We start from the raw sequence: 17,205 nt of genomic DNA, 5'->3' as shown, positions 1-17,205 counted from the left end.
CCCGAGAAGCTGCTTGCCTAAAAAGTCGGCGGCTTTTCGTGTTTCCCCTTAACTCTCCGAACCTGATGCACCCCGTCCATGCGCTCCCCGACACGCTGCTGCAACGCTTTCGGCCGATGCTGGGCCAGGACTTTGCACGCTACCGCAACCATGTGCACCGGGTGTTTTCCCATTGCCTTCTGCTGGACCGGGAAGAAAGCCACGCGGCGAAGTATGCCGTCGCCGCCGTGTTTCACGACCTGGGCATCTGGACCGACCACACGTTCGATTACCTGGCCCCGTCGGTGCAACAGGCGCGCCGCTACCTGACCGAACACGGACACGCCGACTGGACGGAAGAAATCACCCTGATGATTTACTGGCACCACAAGCTTATCCCGTACCGCGGCCAGCATGCGCCCCTCGTCGAAACCTTCCGGCGCGCCGACTGGATGGACGTTACGTTCGGGTGGGTCCGTTTCGGTGTGGACCGGCAGCAACTCCGGCATGTGCGCCGCCAGTGGCCCAACCTGGGATTCCACGTGTTCCTTGTCCGCGAAACGGGAAAGCGCCTCCGTCGGCATCCGCTCCATCCGCTGCCCATGTTCCGGGTCTAGCGTGCGGGCACCGCCGTGGGCGATGATATGTACATGACGAACCGTAGTTTGACAATTGTCCTGCCTGGTGGCGGGCGTTAGCTTTGTTCAACGCTTCACCCCTTTTTACGATGGAGGTAACTCACAATCCGACCGAACAGCGCTTTGAGATCCGCCTGGACGGCGAACGCGCCGAGCTTCAGTACCGCATTCAGGGCCAGCAACTCTATTTTCTGCACACCTGGGTGCCCGAGGCCATCGCCGGGCGGGGCCTTGCCTCCCAACTGGCCCGCGCCGGCTTGGACTACGCCCGCCAGACCGGCACGTCCATCGTGGTGCTGTGCCCGTTTGTGCGGGCCTACCTGCAGCGCCATCCTGAATACCATGACCTGCCGGTCGGCAAGCTACGCCTGACAGCACCTCGTCCGTAAACGCTCTTCCTCGTTCAACGCCCTAATCCGTTTATACCCATGGAAACCGCACACTTAGGCATTACCGAAGACCACAAACAAAACGTCGCGCTGGCCCTGAATACGCTGCTGGCCGACGAGTACGTGCTGCTGACCAAAACCCGGAACTACCACTGGAACGTGGCCGGGCCGCAGTTCATCGCCTTGCATACGCTGTACGAAACTCAGTACCAGACGCTGGCCGCCGGCGTCGACGAGGTGGCGGAACGCATCCGTGCCCTGGGGCACTACGCCGAAGCCCGGCTGGCCGACTTCCTGAAGCTGACGAACCTGCTGGAACCGACGTACACCAACGATGCTCCGACGCAACTCCGGCAGCTGATCGACGACCACGAAACGGTGATCAAAGAACTCCGCACCCTGGCCGACCGCTTTGCCGACGAGTGGAAGGATGCGGGCACGAGCGATCTGGTCACGGGCCTGCTGCGGCAACACGAGAAGATGGCCTGGATGCTTCGCGCTTCGCTTTCGTGACGATGGAACCGTTCCCTACGACCGCCCTGACGCTGGCCCTGAAACGCGAGATCATCGAGGCGATGATTCAGCAGCAAGAAGCCGAGCTGACCCGCCTGCATACCTGGCAGCACCAGCAGCGGGACGCCATTGCGGGCGAAAACCAGGACAACGCGCAACTGGAAGAATCGCCTCTGGAAGGGCTATTACACGACGTGGCAACCTACACGCCGGACCTGGACCAACGGGCCGAAGACCTACGGGCGTTACGCGCCCTGCACCCGGAGCACGTCCACGAACAGGTCCGGTACGGCAGCCTGGTCAGGACGAACTATGCCTACTTTCTGGTGGCGGTGGCGGTGCCGAAGCGGAAGGTGGCGGGCGTTCGGGTGTACGGCATTTCGACCGGATCGCCGCTGTTTCAGAAAATGGAGGGCCTGCGGAAGGGGGCCGAGTTCCACCTGGGGGCGGTCGAGTACGTAATCCTGGATCTGATGTAGGTGAGAAAATCGCTACCTTTAACGGCATACGGACCTGTTTACCTCGAACGTTTTTCCCATGATCATTCATAACGAACGGGTGGCCCGGGGGGGCGTGCCCCTGGACAAAGCCGACCGCGTGCTCATCCTGGTCCACGGCCGGGGCGCTACCGCCGACGGAATGCTGCCGCTCGGGGAGCGACTGGCGACGGATCAACTGGCCTATCTGGCTCCGCAGGCCATCGGACACACCTGGTACCCGAACAGCTTTCTGGCACCCCTTGCGAAGAACGAGCCGTATCTGTCCAACAGCCTGAGCATGCTGGAAGAGTTGCGCGATAACCTCGAAGGCCTGGGCTTTCCGGACGAGCGCCTCTACTGGCTGGGCTTCTCCCAGGGAGCCTGCCTGATGCTGGAATTTTGTGCCCGACATGCGCGGCGCTTCGGCGGCATCGTGGGCTTGACGGGGGGCTTGCTGGGCGAAACGGTCGACCGGTCGCGCTACCGGGGCGACTTTGCCGGAACGCCTGTATTTTTGGGGACCAGCGATCCCGACCCGCACGTGCCCCGCATCCGCGTCGACGAAACCGAGATGGTCCTGACGGAGATGGGCGCACACGTCCGGAAAAAGGTTTACCCGGGGATGGGCCACACCATCCACCCGGAAGAGTTGGTGTTCGCCCAGGGCATCCTGGACGGGACTTTCTAGCAACCAGAAGCGTGCTATACCACTTGCTTTTTGCGGCATCCGCCGCAGTCCGGCTTCTTGCGCGAAGACCCTACTCCCTTACGTAGGTAAGAAAATCCTGTGGGTTGGCCTTACCTCCTGTAGCAAGTTGGTGATCTTCAGGGGTGTCTTCTCCTGAAGGGGGAGAGAACGTCTAGGCATAACGGAGGAAAAAACGAACCGGAAATCAAATCATGTGGTAACTCTGTTAGAAAACTAACCTCCAACAAGGAACCCAAAACGGCCCCATCGTAACTAGAAAATATCATATGAGTTAGAGAAAGTAAATTTTTTAACCAAATAAGTCAATCATGCTTTCTCAACTCGTTTACGTCAGTCAACGCCAGAAGGCGTGCACGTCTGCCGAAATAGATCGGATTCTGGCCGCCTGCCAAAAGAACAATCCGGCCCTCGGCATCACGGGTGTGTTGCTCTATTCCGACACCCAGTTCATTCAGTTGGTAGAAGGCGACTACAAGGTGCTCATGGGGTTATACGAAAAGATCCAGCACGATGCCCGCCATCACCAGCCCCGCATGATTTCGGTAGGGCCCATCCGCCAGAAAACATTCCCCAGCTGGCACATGGGGTCAAAAAAGCTGGGCGAGGGAAAGGTGGATTTTCATACGGACATCACCCCGGAAGACCGGGTGCTTTTCAGCCGCCTTCTGATGGGGAAGGAAGCCAACGGACAACAGGTACTGGGCCTGTTGAAGAAATTCTTTTAGGGGGCAACCTTCCGTTCTCCGCTGTTGACCGGGTACGGGCTGCCGGAGGCCCGTCAGGCGGTGGGGTCGCCACAATTTTTGCGAAAGGGGAGGCCATCAATGGGCCATTTCCTCTATTTTACAGCCGTCTGCCGGATTGAGTGGACAACCAACCCCTGTACGCAGCGAACTAGCGCCTATGCCCTCCGGTCTTTTTGCCTTGTTAGACGATATTTCGGCGTTGGTCAAAGCCAGCGCCGCCAGCTTAGACGACGTGCCCACCCAGGTTGCCAAAACGACCGGCAAAGTGTCGGGCATTGTGATCGACGATACGGCCGTTACACCCAAGTACGTCGTGGGGCTCAATCCGGCCCGCGAGCTTTCGATCATTTACCGGATCGCTAAAAAATCGCTGTTCAACAAGCTGCTCATCCTCAGCCCGGCGGCCTTGTTGCTCGGCTACTTTGCGCCCTGGGCCATCACGCCCATCTTGATGGTAGGAGGGGCGTACCTGTGCTTTGAAGGTTACGAAAAGGTGCACGCGATGCTCAGCAAACACCACGAGGTGGATCCGGAGCGCGAAGACGTGCGCGTCATGACGCCGGAAGAGCTGGAAAAGGAACGGGTGACGAGTGCCGTCCGCACCGACGTTATTTTATCGGCGGAAATTATCGCCATTGCTTACAGCCAGGTCACTGACCAGCAGCTGACCAACCAGATTGTCGTGATGCTGGCCGTGGCAGTGTTCATCACCGTGGCGGTGTATGGGTTTGTGGGCCTGCTGGTAAAAGCGGACGACATCGGCCTGCACCTGACGCAGGAAAAATTCTCGCCGACGCTGCGCAAAGTGGGGCGCGGAATCGTCAAACTGATGCCGCATTTTCTCCGCATCCTGGGATACGTGGGCACGGCAGCCATGCTGTGGGTAGGCGGCGAAATCATTGCCCACGGCATTCCGTTTACCAATCACCTCCTGCACGAACTGGAACATGCCCTGGCCGCCCTCCCGGTGGTGGCTTGGTTGGCCAAGGCGCTGGCCTGTGGCATCGCCGGCCTGGGGCTGGGCTTTCTGGTCGAAAAGCTGGTGCTCCTGGCGAAGCGACTCTTTGCACGGGGATAGCTCACTTGACCTGAACCTTTGTGGCGGTACGGAAGCGTGCGCCTACGCAGACCCTTATTTTAAAGTTGCCGGACGTGTTAAGGTTCGAGTCACACGGGGGGCGGAAGCCTTGGTGCTCCGGGTGCCCTCACTACCCTCGGATGGGGATCACGCTCGCACACCATTTTTTAGTGGGAGGCATGCGCTTTGCTATCCCACGTAAGTTCCCTTTGAGCGACTAAAGCCACAAAAATCCGCCGGAAAAACGTCGCCGCCTGCGGGGGTGTTTCCTGATGATCGTGACGCTGATCAGACCCTTCTCCGGAGCCCTTGTTTTCGCATACTATTTTTTATATTGAGTGGGTATTGGTAATACATAGGTAACACGAGGCGGTTGTTTGGCGCTTTCCTGTGACGATAATTTAAAGCAAGGGTAATCTTCGCTTTCCCCATCTTCCCCCAAAACGGGACTATTTGCACCCTTATTTACGCGAGTTACCCCACCCAAGCTTCACACGTAAGGTCCCATGGCAACGCTGCCTACCGGTGCTCATGGGCTGTCCAATCCTGCAAATCCATTCTATTCTTATCCTATTTACCGATTGTATGCGACACTTTTCTCTTCCTACTTTAAGACGACCCCTGCAAAGGCCGATCGTCTGCAGACCCCTGCTGGTGTCCCTGTTGGGGCTGGGCGTCGGGGTGCTTCCCCCGCTCGCGGGAGCGTATGCCAACACACCCCATCGGGTGGAAACACGCGTGAACCAGACCCTGCTCACGGTCAGCGGGCGCGTGACGGACGAATCCGGCGAAGCGTTGCCCGGTGTAAACGTCGTCATCAAGGGCACGGCCGACGGTACCATCACCGACATCGAAGGCCGTTACACCCTGGAGGTCAGCAATCCTGAAGCGGTTCTGGTGTTTTCGTACGTCGGGTACTTGCCGCACGAGATCGCCCTGGGCGGACGGGCCGTGGTGGATGTGGCGCTGGAGGTCGACAAACAACAGCTGAGCGAGATTGTGGTGGTCGGGTACGGTACGCAGAAACGATCGGACGTGACAGGGGCGATCAGTTCGGTGAACAGCGAAAACTTTAACCGCGGAGTTGTGACCAACCCAGGGCAGCTTTTGCAGGGAAAAGTATCAGGCGTCAACGTAACGAGTGCCAGCGGTGAGCCCGGTTCGGCGCAAAACGTCATCATCCGTGGGGTAGGAAGCTTGCGTTCCGGTACCCAGCCGCTGTACGTGGTCGACGGCTTTCTGCTCGACAACTCCTCGCAGGGACTGGGAACCAACCCGCTCAACTTTCTGAACCCCAACGATATCGAAAGCATCGATGTGTTGAAAGATGCCAGTGCTACGGCCGTGTACGGCTCCCGCGCCTCGAATGGGGTGGTGGTCATTACCACGAAGAAGGGTAAATCCGGAAGAACGGAGATGAATTTCTCGGCATCGACGGCCTGGTCGACTCTCTCCAATAAAATCGATGTGTTCAGTGCCGACGAGTTTCGCCGGCAGGTACAGGCCGAGGGCGGGACGTTGAACGACTTTGGTGCCACGACCGACTGGCAAGATGAACTGACGCAAACGGGGTTGTCCCAGGAGCTCAACTTCTCGGTGGGCGGCGCTTCCGATAAATTTTCTTACTACGCCTCAGCCGGGTATCAGGACCAGGGCGGGATTCTGAAGAACAGCAACCTGAAGCGCTATTCCGGGAAACTGAACATCAACCAAAAGGCCCTCAACGGAAAGCTGCGGATCGATTACAACCTGACGGCCTCGCACACCGAGAATCTACGTCCGAACATCGGCTCCACCATCAGCGACATGCTCAGCCTGAACCCGACCGTTCCGCCTTACACGAACGGTGAGCCGACGCTCTTGATAACCAATGCCCTGAATCCCCTGAAGAGGTACCAGATCTACAGCGACGAGGCCCTCAACAACCGCATCCTGGCCACCATTTCGCCGTCGGTGGAATTGGTAAAAGGCCTGGTGTACAAGCTGAACATGGGGGTGGACTATTCGGCAACCAACCGGGACCAGCAGTACAAACCTTACCCGTCTGTGATCAGTGAATCTAACATTGCGGATGGGTCGCTCGTCTCGTTGCTCAGCACCAACACAAACCAGTTGGTGGAAAACACTTTGACCTACACCTGGCAACAGGAGGTACACAACCTGACGCTTTTGGCCGGGCATTCGTACCAGACCTTCCTGGACGAAAACCGGGAGTTTTCGTACCGCGGCTTTGCCAATAACAACATCGAGCCCAAGTACCAGGACCAAAACAGTACCACGGTGTATCCCACAACCGTGACTGCGGCGGCCGTGAAAAACGAGTTGCAGTCCTTCTTTGGCCGAGTCAACTACTCCTACGCCAACCGGTACCTGTTTACCGCCACCCTGCGGGCCGACGGTTCTTCCAAATTCGGAGCGAACAACAAATACGGCTACTTCCCTTCGGTGGCGCTCGGGTGGAACCTCAGCAACGAAGACTTCGTCAACAAATCGGTGTTCAACAACCTGAAGGTGCGTGCCAGCTGGGGCCAGACCGGGAACCAGGAAATTCCCTCTAAAATCACCAAGGCGAGCTATGCCGAGGACCGTTTGATTACGGGTGGCGCGAGCTACAACACCTATCCGCTGGACCCCAACGCCGATGCCATTGGCGGCTACCCGTACGGCATTGTGTACACCCGTTTGGCCAACCCGAATTTGCAATGGGAGGTCTCTACCCAACTCGACGCGGGCATCGATTTTGCGTTCTTCCAGAGCCGGTTGAGCGGTAGCCTGGATTACTTCAACAAGGAATCTTCGAATATTCTGCTGGAAGTGCCGCCGGCCGACCCGGTGCAGTTTACGGATGCCTACTGGACCAACATCCGGGACATGAAGATCCAGAACAACGGGCTTGAGCTGACGCTGGACTACTACGGTACGGCAGGCGACAACTTCACCTATTCGCTCGGGGGGAACCTGACTTACATCCAGAATCAGGTCAAAGATTCGCCCTACACGGTGCTGACCACCGGCGCGGCCCAGGGGTCGGGACAAACCGGCGCGACCATCAACGGGTACATCAACAATGAGCCCATCGGTGCTTTCTACATGTTTCAGTTTGAGGGCATTGGTGAAGACGGCCTGAACGTGTTCAGAGACGCCAACGGCGACGGGGCTACGCTCGACAACGACCGCCGTGTGGTGGGTAGCGCCATTCCCAAGGTGCTTTACGCGTATCACCTGAACGTTGCTTACAAAGGGTTTGACCTGGCGCTCAACTTCAACGGCGTGGCCGGCAACAAGGTCTACAACCACACGGCCATGAGCCTGTTCACCAAGGCGCAGTTGACCAAATCCAACAACACAACGGATTTTGCGGTCCAGTATCCTAACGAGGCCATCTCCAACGCCAATACCGTTTCGACCCGCTACCTGGAGAGTGGCTCGTTTATGCGCCTCAACAACGCCACACTGAGCTACAACCTTGCGCCGGACCGGATCGGCCTGTCCAACGTGCTCCAGAGCATCCGTCTGTCACTCACCGGTCAGAACCTCTTCGTCATCACCGATTACTCCGGCTTCGACCCCGAAATCAACACCGGATCGACGTTAGGCGGCATCCAGACCTTCGGGATCGACTACTTCACCTATCCCAAAGCAAGAACCTTCCTGATCGGGCTAAATGTCACTTTCTAATCAGACCACGAACGTTCTCTTTGTATCTCCTCAAAAAAGAAATACCATGAAATTTATAAAATTGAATAGAGCACTTCCGTTCACTCTATTTATCCTCATCTTTTTAGGTTGCACTTCCCTGGAGGAAGACATTCTGGACGAGTCGCTGACCGGCACCGGTCAAGCCGAAGTCGTCAGTGGATCGATTGCGCCCGTGTACGGGATGCTCCGTCAGGTATGGCTGCATACGGTAAATTTCGGACTTCAGGAAGTGGCGTCCGACGAGGCCATCCTGCCCTACCGGGGTGGTACCGACTGGTACGACGGCGGCAAGTTCATTGCGGTACACCAGCACCTGATGACCCCCAGCAACTCGCTGGTGGGCGATGCCTGGACCTACATCACGCTAACCCTATCCAGAGCGGTCCTGGCGAAGGAACGGTTAACCGCCGAAGCGGAAGGGGGCAACCAAGAAGCCCGGGATGCGCTGTATGAAATGATCGTGGCCGACGCCTACCTCAACATGCTGGCGCTCGACAACTGGGGCCTGGTGTTCAAAAAAGAGAGCTCGGACCAGGTGTCCGAACTGTTGCGGGGCCAGGCCGCGATCGACTACATTGAGGCCAACCTTTTGTCGGTGGTGGATGTGATCCGCAACGATCAGGGGCCGGGTCGGTTCAACCAGGATGCCGTGCGGGGACTGTTGGCGCGTCTGTACCTGAACGCGGCCGTCTATCGCGATCCGTACGGTACCCCCAGTTTTCAGAAGGAAGACATGGACAAGGTGATCCAGTACACGAGCAGTATCATTGGTGGTGCGCATTCCCTGTCGCCCGAATACTTTGAGTTGTTCAACGACGGGAACCACGATAATCCTGAGCTGATCTTTGCGTTGGACCAGCGAGGCGTGCTGGAAACCGAGCACCAGCGCTGGGCGTATTGGTCCATTTCGGGCGATCAGGTGCCGCGCCCCGAGTTTCCGAGCACCCGCGGAACCGATGCTACCGCCGCTACACCCGATTTTATCCAAACGTGGGCTGATGCCTACGGCAGTGTGGATCAGGCTACGGCCGATGCCCGTTTTTACCAGAAGAACACGATCATCCCCGACGAATTGCAAGACCTGACGGGCGTTACGCCCGCGAACGATGAAGAGCATTATTACTGCATCGACGCTCAGGACTTTGAGATCGACCGAGGCCTGATCCGTGGCGTAATCTGGGGACCCCGGAAAGATGCGGGAGGGAACATCATGACTTGCGACGACGGCAAGGTGAGAATCTACCCGGTGATCAACAAGCGCACCAGCGGCGCCGACATCCGCTACGTTGACCACACGCTCAACGTCGATTTTACGGAACAGGGAAGCCTGCACAACACCGGGCACCGGTTTTCGAAATACCAGTTTAGCCACACCGCCCCCAACTGCTGCTCCTACAGCAGTGTCGATCTGGTGCTGATGCGCCTGGGCGAGATCTACCTGATGCGTGCCGAAGCCAGGCTGCGCAATGGCGACCCTGCGGGCGCGTTGGAAGATGTAAACACCCTGCGCACTTCCCGGAACGCGCGCCCTGATCAGACGCCGGCGGCCCTCTCTTCCATCGACCTGGAGACGCTGTTCCGCGAAACAGGCTTCGAACTGTACTGGGAAGGCCACCGCAGAACCTACCAGATCCGGTTTGGCAAATACGAAGGCAACTGGACGGGCAAGACCGACAGCGATGTCCACAAACGGTTGTTCCCGATTCCTCAAAAGGCCATCGACGGGGCTTCCAGTGAACCAGGGTTTTTAGTGCAGAACCAGGGCTACTAAGCAAGTACGACGGATTACTCAAAACGTCTCAAAAAAAGGTCGAAGGCACGGTATGGCTTTCGACCTTTTTTGTTGTGCTAGAAATGGCGGACACTCAGGAGCGCTAAACACACCGTAGCGACGGATTTAAATTCGTTACTACGGTGTGTTCAGCGCTCCTAATTCTGTGATAGCAGCGTGTTGAGGCAACTGACACGCGAAGACAAGGTAGCAGTAGCAGTACATAGGGAATGCTATCGCCGCGCGGCGTATCACCTAACCTGACAAAGATGCCCAAGAAGCGTTACGATCGGGTCTGGATGGTGGGCGGGTGTTCGATACTTAAAACTCCGGATCGAAGTTGAAATAGATCGGGTTGGACAAGGCCACCATGTGCCCACTGATGCCCATGGATTCCGGCGCGAATGGAAAGGGCGTGGCGGGGCCTTCCACTGCCACGCGGTAGTACGTGCGCCCCACGGCCTCCGGCGTATCCGAAAACGTGACTTCAGGAGAGGAACCGGAGGCTTGCAGCGTTTGAAACGTGCGGCCATCTTTGATCACGCGGATCGTGTAGGTAGAGTCCGCAAGTGTTTGGCCTTTTAGTTGGATGCTGAAACGCACCGGCTTCGTGGGGGCATTTGCGTTGTCGCCCATCATCAGGTCCGATTGGTTGTCGCCGTTCAGGTCCGCATAGAATTCGACCCGCGGCGAGTAGGGATTGACGCTGATGGACACCCGCCCCAACGTCAGGGCTTCTACCACCGCTTCTGGTGTTTTCTCCTTGGCAAACACCCAGGTCGTGGGCGTGCCGATGTAATTGTATTTTGCTTCGACGCTGCCTTTGGTGGCCTGTTCCGGGGTCTCAGGAAGCCCGTGGTGGGCGTCGCTGCCGCCTCGCCCGGTCAGTTTCCGCCCGGAAGAAAGCATGTCGTCCCAGATCATGAGGGCATTTGGGTTCTTTTCCCACAAGGCCGAATTCCACACCTCGATGGAGTTGACCAAGTCGTACGAGTACCCGAAGTGGTCTTTCCCACTGGGATGATTGGCCGATAGATGGATGCCCAGTTCGTTTTTGACCCGCCCCACGACGGAATCGCGCTGATCGCGCACGTTATAGAAGCGCTGGTGGTCGTAAGGCCGCGCCGAAAAGGTATTGCCGTGGCCCCGGGTAGTGGTCCATTCCGCCCCGTACAGCAAAACCAACGAGTCGGAGCGGAACGCGGGATCGGCCCAGGTGTGATGGGCCACATCCCCCTGCACATGATTGTCGTGGTCGGTGATGCAGAGAAAGCCCATGCCCATCGCGGTGGCGTTCGCCAGGATCTTGGCCATGGAGTGGTTGGTCGATTCTTTGCTGTGACGGGAATGCACGTGCAGGTCGCCTTTCAGCCAAACGCCGTCGGTCAGACTGGCCGGCGCGGGGAGGGGGGCTAACTTGCGTACGGCCCAGGGATTTTCAGCGGCGGACTGCCCCTGGGCACTGTGGAAGGCGGCCGGCATCAGGCAACTGAGGTAGACGAGCAGTAGGGGTAGGGGGGACGTGCAACGACGTAGGGCAGGGGTGCCTGGAAGGCTAAAAAGGAACTTCATGTGTACGGAGAAGAAGGAATGCTTTCGAAAGCGTGATCTAACAGCGTCGGGGCGGAAATCAAAAGAAGCCGTTTTATTGAGGAAAAAGTGGATTGGGCCGTACGTAAACGCCGCCCTCAAAGGCGACCCGGTAGGGCGAATCGAAAAACGAGCTTTCCTGGTAATAATCGGTGGTGATGATCTGCGCGCCCGAGTCGGCGGCGGCCCGAAAGTGGGAGTAATCGTTGGTACGTGCCTGTCGGGTGTCGGCATCGGCCCGCGTGCGGATGATGTATCCGCGCCTGACCAGATCGGGTAGGGTGGCGTCCTGCGGATTATTCCGAATCAGGATTGCCGCTTCCGGCGTGCCCGGCTCGGCATTCACGAACAAGACTCTGCCCTTGAGCGAAGGATGATTTTTTATGTACATCGCTCGTTTTTCGCCCGTATCGTCCAGTACGAACAGGAATTTGCCTCGGGCCGATTGCAAGGTGGGCCAACCGTCTTTCAACACTGCTTGTTCCAGCGTCTTGTGCCGGCCGCGCACGTCGTCGGGCGTCATCAGTTTCTCTTCCCCGAGCCCCTGCCGAAGGACGCGGTCCAGTTCGTCGAACATCGCCTCCGTAAAGGCTTCCGGAACGGTCAATCCCCACGGATTGCCGGTCGACGTACCGCCCCCTTTGGCTTCCAGGGTAATGAACACGGGGGTGTGGTTCGGGTGCGCGTCCGACCACCGTTTCAACTGCGACAGGCACAGGTCCAGTGTGAGGCAGGAGCTTCGGAAGTCGATGTCCGGCACATGAAAGACTTTAAAACCGGGTTGTTGCATCAGACCCTCGGGGTCGTACGGCTTGTCGGGCGGAGCCATCGTCAGCCCTTTCGGGTGGGCGTATTTCCCCCCCTGTGTATCGGCGTAGACATCGATTTCCAGGTTGCGCAGCCCCCTGTCCAGTTGCTCCGGAATGGGGATGTGTTCGTAGGCCAGGCCCTGCATCTTTTCCCGGTCGTAGCCTTCCAGCACCTTGAACAAGGCAGGTTCGATGGCCTGTTTGTAACTGTTGTGCGACCCAATTACCTGGAGTTGGTTGATCGGGCGTTGGTCGTCCTGTGCCCGGCCGAGGATGGGCAGCAGCAAGCCGAGTAAAAACAGAGAAGCGCTTTGTAGAGTCATACGTAAGAGCCTGGATCTTAATAGTTGCAATGGTCGGGTCGCGAATGGCGGGTGGTCGTTGAGGGGGTGCTGTAGTTTCAGGCATCAGCGAGCCTCAACCGATCCGAAGCTGCGCTTCCCATAGGAAGTGCAGCTTCGGATCGGCGAGTAGTAGCTAAAGCCAACAGGCGAGGCGTACGGCGCTCCCCCTGTAAAAGTGCATCGGGCTACGCGCTTGTGTGTTTCCCGGATGTGAAGGTTGGGTTATGAATCCAGAGACTAAAGGGCGGAGAGCGATTCCGGAGGGCTTACCCGAGCGTAGCCTTTTTTATCACGCGAAACGAGCAAGGCAAGTGACGTGAAAACCGGGAGTATTGCGGGTTGCCCAGGGCGACGCACGGTTGCCTGACTTCCTGTCGTATTTGTTTGATCCCAGGTAGGGTCTGGACGAAATTTGTACACAACGGGAAGCGTAACGGCTTTATTTTACACGCTCGTTGGAGATGCTTTTATACCGACTCACTTTTTTCTATAAATCAACCCCTTGCTATGTGCCTGAAAATAAAAAGTCTCTTCCTGGTACCGGGATTTGTGCTGCTTTCCTGCGGTGATGACACCCCGAACGAGTTGCCGGAGCCCGTTGCCACGTCTTTGATTACGATTGCGGCTACCGAGCACTTTTCCGGAGATAATCTGGAGCATTGGGTCGTCGTCTCGGACAAGAAAGGAGAAGTGCTGGCTTCAGCCGAATTGACAAACGATACTACGCTGACAACCACGCAATCAGTAGAGGGTTGGGTGAACATCACCCTGGTCGCAGCAAACCAGGCCTTCGATCAATACCAACTCACGACTTACACCCAGGTGCCGGTTGACCAAACCTGGCGTATCCCTGACCCGACTAGAGTTGGTTACGAGGGATTAACAAGTAAAGAAGCCACCATCAAAATTGAAGATGCCCCACAATTTAGTGGCCGGAATTTCTTCAATTGGTCTATGAGCAATGCACATGGGCTGGTAGATACAGGTGGAAGAAGCGGTGGAGGAAAGGTAGATGTCAATGTCAGGGTGCATGAACAGGCCCCTCAGGACATGCTATTGGTGCTCCATGACGGTACTTTCACCCCCCGCTACAAATGGTTTGCTCATGATCTTTTCACGGGAAATAACCCAGTGCTGGATTTTGAACAGGATTTCGCCCCGATAGACCAGGTGGTGGAGCTCTCGTTCGACCAAGTCCAGCACATGTACATGGAACTCACCGCATTTCAGGAAGAAACGCTTTCCAGTTACCAGGGATTGGATGGGTATGTGCTGGCACAGATCCTGCTTCAAGAGCCGGAAAGCCCTTCTCTCTTTAAAGTCGGGTACGTGGAGGGATTCGACCTTTACCGCACCTACTGGTCCGCTACGCTGGCGGATAAAAATTATGTCTATGAAAAATTTGGTGGGCCTCCTCCCTCGTTATCCATTGAGCTTTTTCAAGGAGATTTTTCGGTGATGAACTCTGCCTATGCTACGTTTCAGTTCACCGCTACTGAGGAGTTTGATGTGTTGGTAGGTGCCTGGAGTAATGACCAGGATGTTACCCGGTGGTCGATTCATTACCCACGCGACAACGCGGAAAACCTGGTGCTGCAAACGCTACCTGCGGCGTTCGGAACGCGCTATCCGACTTTGACCCTCTCGGGTCTTTCTTACAAGGGGTGCGTAGGTAAAAACCTCCTGGATCGGGACGGCTACCCTGCGTTTTTAGACTATGTTCATCATAACGAGAAAAAGAACCAGCTGATGGAGCTTTACTCCGTCAGTAACCTTCCGTAAGCGTAAACCCCGTTCGGGATTTGTGTGTGCCTGTTAACCGACTAAAGAGAGGCATTGCCGGAACAGGCGAGGCAATGCCTCGGGAGCATATACGTGGCCGCATTAACGATAAGCGTTACAGCAGATTACGTACATGCCGCCACGTCTCCACCGCGTAGGTGTGTTGTAGGTGAAAAGAACAGGATCACCGCACAATCGCTGTTTGTCAATTGTGTCTTTTCCGGCAGGAACACGACCCTGCACCTCTTGCGAAAGCAGGGAGGGGGCTAAGTGAGGCAGCTGACCCTTCGCACGGGAGTTGCGCTCCGAAACCCTGGCCTTTATTTAACCAGGCGCATTCGCTGTATGCTGTGAGTATCGGTTTCAAACTGGACGACGTACCACCCGCTCGGCACATCCATCAGGTTGACGCTGGTCAGGGCCGGCGCGGTGACGTGCTTTACCCGTCTTCCCAACTCATCAAAAAGCGTGATGGTCTGGACACGCGCCTGAGATTTTACCACCATCCGATGGCCGGACTGGTCTAAATAAGCACTGATGTGGAGGGCAGGATCATGAAAAGGAGTAGGACTGTTGGTCACCACCGTGTCGATCAGGGGGTACACAAACCCGTCCAGGTATTCGCCGGCCAGGCCGTTGAGGTAGACTTCCAGGTACGTATACCCTTCGGTGCTGCGTCTGTTTCGGTCTTCTGCATCGGTGGCATCCAGCCCGTTGGCGCGTTCCCAGTAGTCGGCGATGCCATCATGGTCCGTGTCGTTGACGACGTGGTAGGTATGCAGCACAGGATAGCCTCCTGCATCGGAAGGTTTGTCGATGATGCCCGTTACCCGATAGGCGTTGAAACTACTCGACGCAACGGCCGTGCCCGTGCGTACTTCCTCGATGAGGCGTCGGTCAACACTGTCCCGCGGAAAGGCACCGACCTGTTCCAGCACCTGCGCATAGGCTTCGTGAGCCGTTTGGGTACTGACGGGCTCCTCTACTGCAATGTGATCCACTTTCAGGCTATCGATGGTCGTCGAGGGCAGGTGCTCCACGTATTCCTCAATCTCAAGGCCCAGGTAGTTGTCCTCGTTGATGGAAGCATTGGCCTCGCCTTCAATGTAGTTGCCACTCAGGTGCCAATGTGAGAAATAATGGTGCTGTGCACCCACTTCATAAGAAGCCCGTACCAGGTTGCTGCGTCTTTCCCCCGGATAGGCCGGCCCCGGTTTGTAGTAGTTGTTCACCAGGTTGATGTGGACCGACCCGGCGGCGCCCAGCTCGTTCTCACCTCCGTAACAGGCATTTTGCCGACCGTAATTGTAGTTGACGTTGTTCACGTAATCAACCAGCATGTGCCGGTCGTTCTTGGTAGAGGTGCCGAAGCGGGGGCTTCTGGACACGTTATGGGCCAGTAGGTTATGGTGGTACGTCGCTTTGCGTCCTCCCCAGACTGAGCCATAGCTCCGGGCGCCCTTTCCGTGTCCGGCATTGTAGAGCCCTTCTGAGGCGATACACCACTGGACGGTCGAATGGGTATTGTCGTAAAAGCCGGTGTTCTCTTCGGCCGACCAGGAAAAGGAGCAGTGGTCGATGATGAAATTGCCACCGTTTTCCAGACTCAGGCTGGCACCCGGAATAAAATCTGTACCGTTTCGTAAGCCTACCCGCATGCGCAGAAACCGCACAATCACGTTGTAGCTTCCTCCCAGGTTCACGTTTCCCCCTTTGATGCAGATGCCATCTCCCGGGGCGGTCTGGCCCGCGATCGTAAGGTTGCTACGCTTGCTGCGCAGATCGTGACCGTTCAGGTCGATGGTGCCGGAAGTGCGAAAAACAATGGTGAGGGGCTGACCGGAGTGTTGTTTTAAAGCCCAGCGAAGGCTTCCTTCCAGGTTGCCAAGCTCGTCGTCATCCAAGCGCGTCACCTCCACCACCTGACCGCCCCGCCCCCCTGTGGCCCACTTCCCGAAGCCTTCGGCCGTCGGAAACGCGGGCGTGGGGGTTTGGGCGGCTAGTTCGCAAGACAACAGGCTGCATACCGTCAGAAAATAGAGTAGAAGGGGTTTCATAGATCGTTTGCCAAAAGCGTGAACAGGTTGTGAGGGGAGGTGGAAGCGCTTTCGGGCTCCCGTGTGGTAAAAGATGCAGCATCCCGGCGATGTGGTCGGGATCAACACCGCTCTTCCAAAGGTCTATTGCGTAGGCCCTGGCATGCGCACACCGGGACCTTTCGCTACTGAACAGTGGACGCGTAATCCGGCGAAATACCCCGCTCTGGTTCGAAAATCTTCACCACGTGTCTCAACGCTGGGTAGGACTCGGAGCCTTGTGAAGAGTCTTCTTTATTACTCACATGCCTGCTGACCTGTATGGCCCACCCCGTAGCTTTCATATCCACCCCTGGGTTACGACATCCGAGCATCAGCATGGTATGCCTCCTCTGGCGTTCCATCAGGGAGCGTTGTACGTATGCTGTGCGGCAGTCCTTCAAAGAGAATGGTTCTTTCAGCTAACGCAGGCCGAAGAGGGAATCGCCTCAGGTAGTCGGGGGACGACATCGGTTGCCGCAGCCGCCGAGCGGGAAGACGCTTGGAGGATCTTCCCGTTCGCGTCAGTAAAATTCCCATTTGCGTTATCCGTCTCGTGGGGGAACCTCTAGTTTTGCATCAATTTAGATTAAGTCTAAATAAA

13 protein-coding genes are annotated in these 17,205 nt (G+C 56.9%); 10 read left to right on the top strand and 3 right to left on the bottom strand.

Going from position 1 to position 17,205, the window contains the following annotated elements:
• Positions 1 to 38: 38 nt before the first annotated feature.
• From BLR44_RS25685 to BLR44_RS25645, 9 genes are all read left to right on the top strand, one after another.
• On the top strand, positions 39 to 596 hold the full coding sequence (locus tag BLR44_RS25685) for a hypothetical protein (RefSeq protein ID WP_218127191.1): 558 nt from the start codon (positions 39 to 41) through the stop codon (positions 594 to 596).
• A gap of 110 nt (positions 597 to 706) precedes the next feature.
• Positions 707 to 1,006: a GNAT family N-acetyltransferase gene (locus tag BLR44_RS25680; protein WP_089687788.1), complete on the top strand. Its 300-nt coding sequence runs from the start codon at positions 707 to 709 to the stop codon at positions 1,004 to 1,006.
• A gap of 39 nt (positions 1,007 to 1,045) precedes the next feature.
• Positions 1,046 to 1,519: a Dps family protein gene (locus BLR44_RS25675; protein WP_089687785.1), complete on the top strand. Its 474-nt coding sequence runs from the start codon at positions 1,046 to 1,048 to the stop codon at positions 1,517 to 1,519.
• Positions 1,520 to 1,521: 2 nt separating this feature from the next.
• Positions 1,522 to 1,998 (top strand): hypothetical protein, encoded by a 477-nt coding sequence (locus BLR44_RS25670; RefSeq protein WP_089687782.1) that lies wholly within the window; start codon positions 1,522 to 1,524, stop codon positions 1,996 to 1,998.
• A gap of 58 nt (positions 1,999 to 2,056) precedes the next feature.
• Entirely contained in the window at positions 2,057 to 2,686 is a 630-nt protein-coding gene (locus BLR44_RS25665; RefSeq protein WP_089687779.1) for an alpha/beta hydrolase, read from the top strand.
• Between the two features lie 329 nt (positions 2,687 to 3,015).
• Entirely contained in the window at positions 3,016 to 3,432 is a 417-nt protein-coding gene (locus BLR44_RS25660; protein WP_089687777.1) for a BLUF domain-containing protein, read from the top strand.
• 178 nt (positions 3,433 to 3,610) lie between these two features.
• Positions 3,611 to 4,531, top strand: a complete 921-nt coding sequence (locus BLR44_RS25655) for a DUF808 domain-containing protein (protein ID WP_089687772.1) — start codon at positions 3,611 to 3,613, stop codon at positions 4,529 to 4,531.
• A 585-nt stretch (positions 4,532 to 5,116) separates the two neighbouring features.
• Entirely contained in the window at positions 5,117 to 8,209 is a 3,093-nt protein-coding gene (locus tag BLR44_RS25650) for a SusC/RagA family TonB-linked outer membrane protein (protein ID WP_089687768.1), read from the top strand.
• Between the two features lie 61 nt (positions 8,210 to 8,270).
• A complete protein-coding gene (locus BLR44_RS25645; protein ID WP_245706174.1) occupies positions 8,271 to 10,001 on the top strand; it encodes a RagB/SusD family nutrient uptake outer membrane protein in 1,731 nt (576 codons plus the stop codon).
• 321 nt (positions 10,002 to 10,322) lie between these two features.
• Here BLR44_RS25645 and BLR44_RS25640 read toward each other — a convergent pair whose 3' ends face one another.
• Together BLR44_RS25640 and BLR44_RS25635 are read right to left on the bottom strand one after the other, a co-directional pair.
• Positions 10,323 to 11,573, bottom strand: coding sequence for a CehA/McbA family metallohydrolase (locus tag BLR44_RS25640; RefSeq protein WP_218127190.1), 1,251 nt, complete (start codon positions 11,571 to 11,573; stop codon positions 10,323 to 10,325).
• A gap of 73 nt (positions 11,574 to 11,646) precedes the next feature.
• Positions 11,647 to 12,723, bottom strand: coding sequence for a phosphatidylinositol-specific phospholipase C1-like protein (locus BLR44_RS25635; RefSeq protein ID WP_089687762.1), 1,077 nt, complete (start codon positions 12,721 to 12,723; stop codon positions 11,647 to 11,649).
• 528 nt (positions 12,724 to 13,251) lie between these two features.
• Here BLR44_RS25635 and BLR44_RS25630 point away from each other — a divergent pair.
• Complete coding sequence (locus BLR44_RS25630) at positions 13,252 to 14,526, top strand: hypothetical protein (RefSeq protein WP_089687759.1); 1,275 nt, start codon at positions 13,252 to 13,254, stop codon at positions 14,524 to 14,526.
• A gap of 320 nt (positions 14,527 to 14,846) precedes the next feature.
• On the opposite strand, the gene BLR44_RS25625 is transcribed toward BLR44_RS25630, so the two are convergent.
• The gene (locus BLR44_RS25625; RefSeq protein WP_089687757.1) at positions 14,847 to 16,583 is read right to left on the bottom strand and encodes a T9SS type A sorting domain-containing protein; all 1,737 of its coding nucleotides are present in this window, start codon (positions 16,581 to 16,583) and stop codon (positions 14,847 to 14,849) included.
• Between the last annotated feature and the right edge of the window lie 622 nt (positions 16,584 to 17,205).

The sequence above is a fragment of the Catalinimonas alkaloidigena genome (assembly GCF_900100765.1).
In the GTDB taxonomy this organism is placed as follows: Bacteria; Bacteroidota; Bacteroidia; order Cytophagales; family Flexibacteraceae; genus Mooreia; species Mooreia alkaloidigena.
This window is presented reverse-complemented; position numbering and strand designations above follow the sequence as displayed.

Excerpts from the sequence above, each read along its gene's own strand:
- BLR44_RS25680 (WP_089687788.1), top strand. The coding sequence starts at position 707 with ATGGAGGTAACTCACAATCCGACCGAACAGCGCTTTGAGATCCGCCTG.
- BLR44_RS25650 (WP_089687768.1), top strand. The coding sequence starts at position 5,117 with ATGCGACACTTTTCTCTTCCTACTTTAAGACGACCCCTGCAAAGGCCG.
- BLR44_RS25655 (WP_089687772.1), top strand. The coding sequence starts at position 3,611 with ATGCCCTCCGGTCTTTTTGCCTTGTTAGACGATATTTCGGCGTTGGTC.
- BLR44_RS25630 (WP_089687759.1), top strand. The coding sequence starts at position 13,252 with ATGTGCCTGAAAATAAAAAGTCTCTTCCTGGTACCGGGATTTGTGCTG.
- BLR44_RS25675 (WP_089687785.1), top strand. The coding sequence starts at position 1,046 with ATGGAAACCGCACACTTAGGCATTACCGAAGACCACAAACAAAACGTC.
- BLR44_RS25635 (WP_089687762.1), bottom strand. The coding sequence starts at position 12,723 with ATGACTCTACAAAGCGCTTCTCTGTTTTTACTCGGCTTGCTGCTGCCC.
- BLR44_RS25640 (WP_218127190.1), bottom strand. The coding sequence starts at position 11,573 with ATGAAGTTCCTTTTTAGCCTTCCAGGCACCCCTGCCCTACGTCGTTGC.
- BLR44_RS25665 (WP_089687779.1), top strand. The coding sequence starts at position 2,057 with ATGATCATTCATAACGAACGGGTGGCCCGGGGGGGCGTGCCCCTGGAC.
- BLR44_RS25625 (WP_089687757.1), bottom strand. The coding sequence starts at position 16,583 with ATGAAACCCCTTCTACTCTATTTTCTGACGGTATGCAGCCTGTTGTCT.
- BLR44_RS25660 (WP_089687777.1), top strand. The coding sequence starts at position 3,016 with ATGCTTTCTCAACTCGTTTACGTCAGTCAACGCCAGAAGGCGTGCACG.
- BLR44_RS25670 (WP_089687782.1), top strand. The coding sequence starts at position 1,522 with ATGGAACCGTTCCCTACGACCGCCCTGACGCTGGCCCTGAAACGCGAG.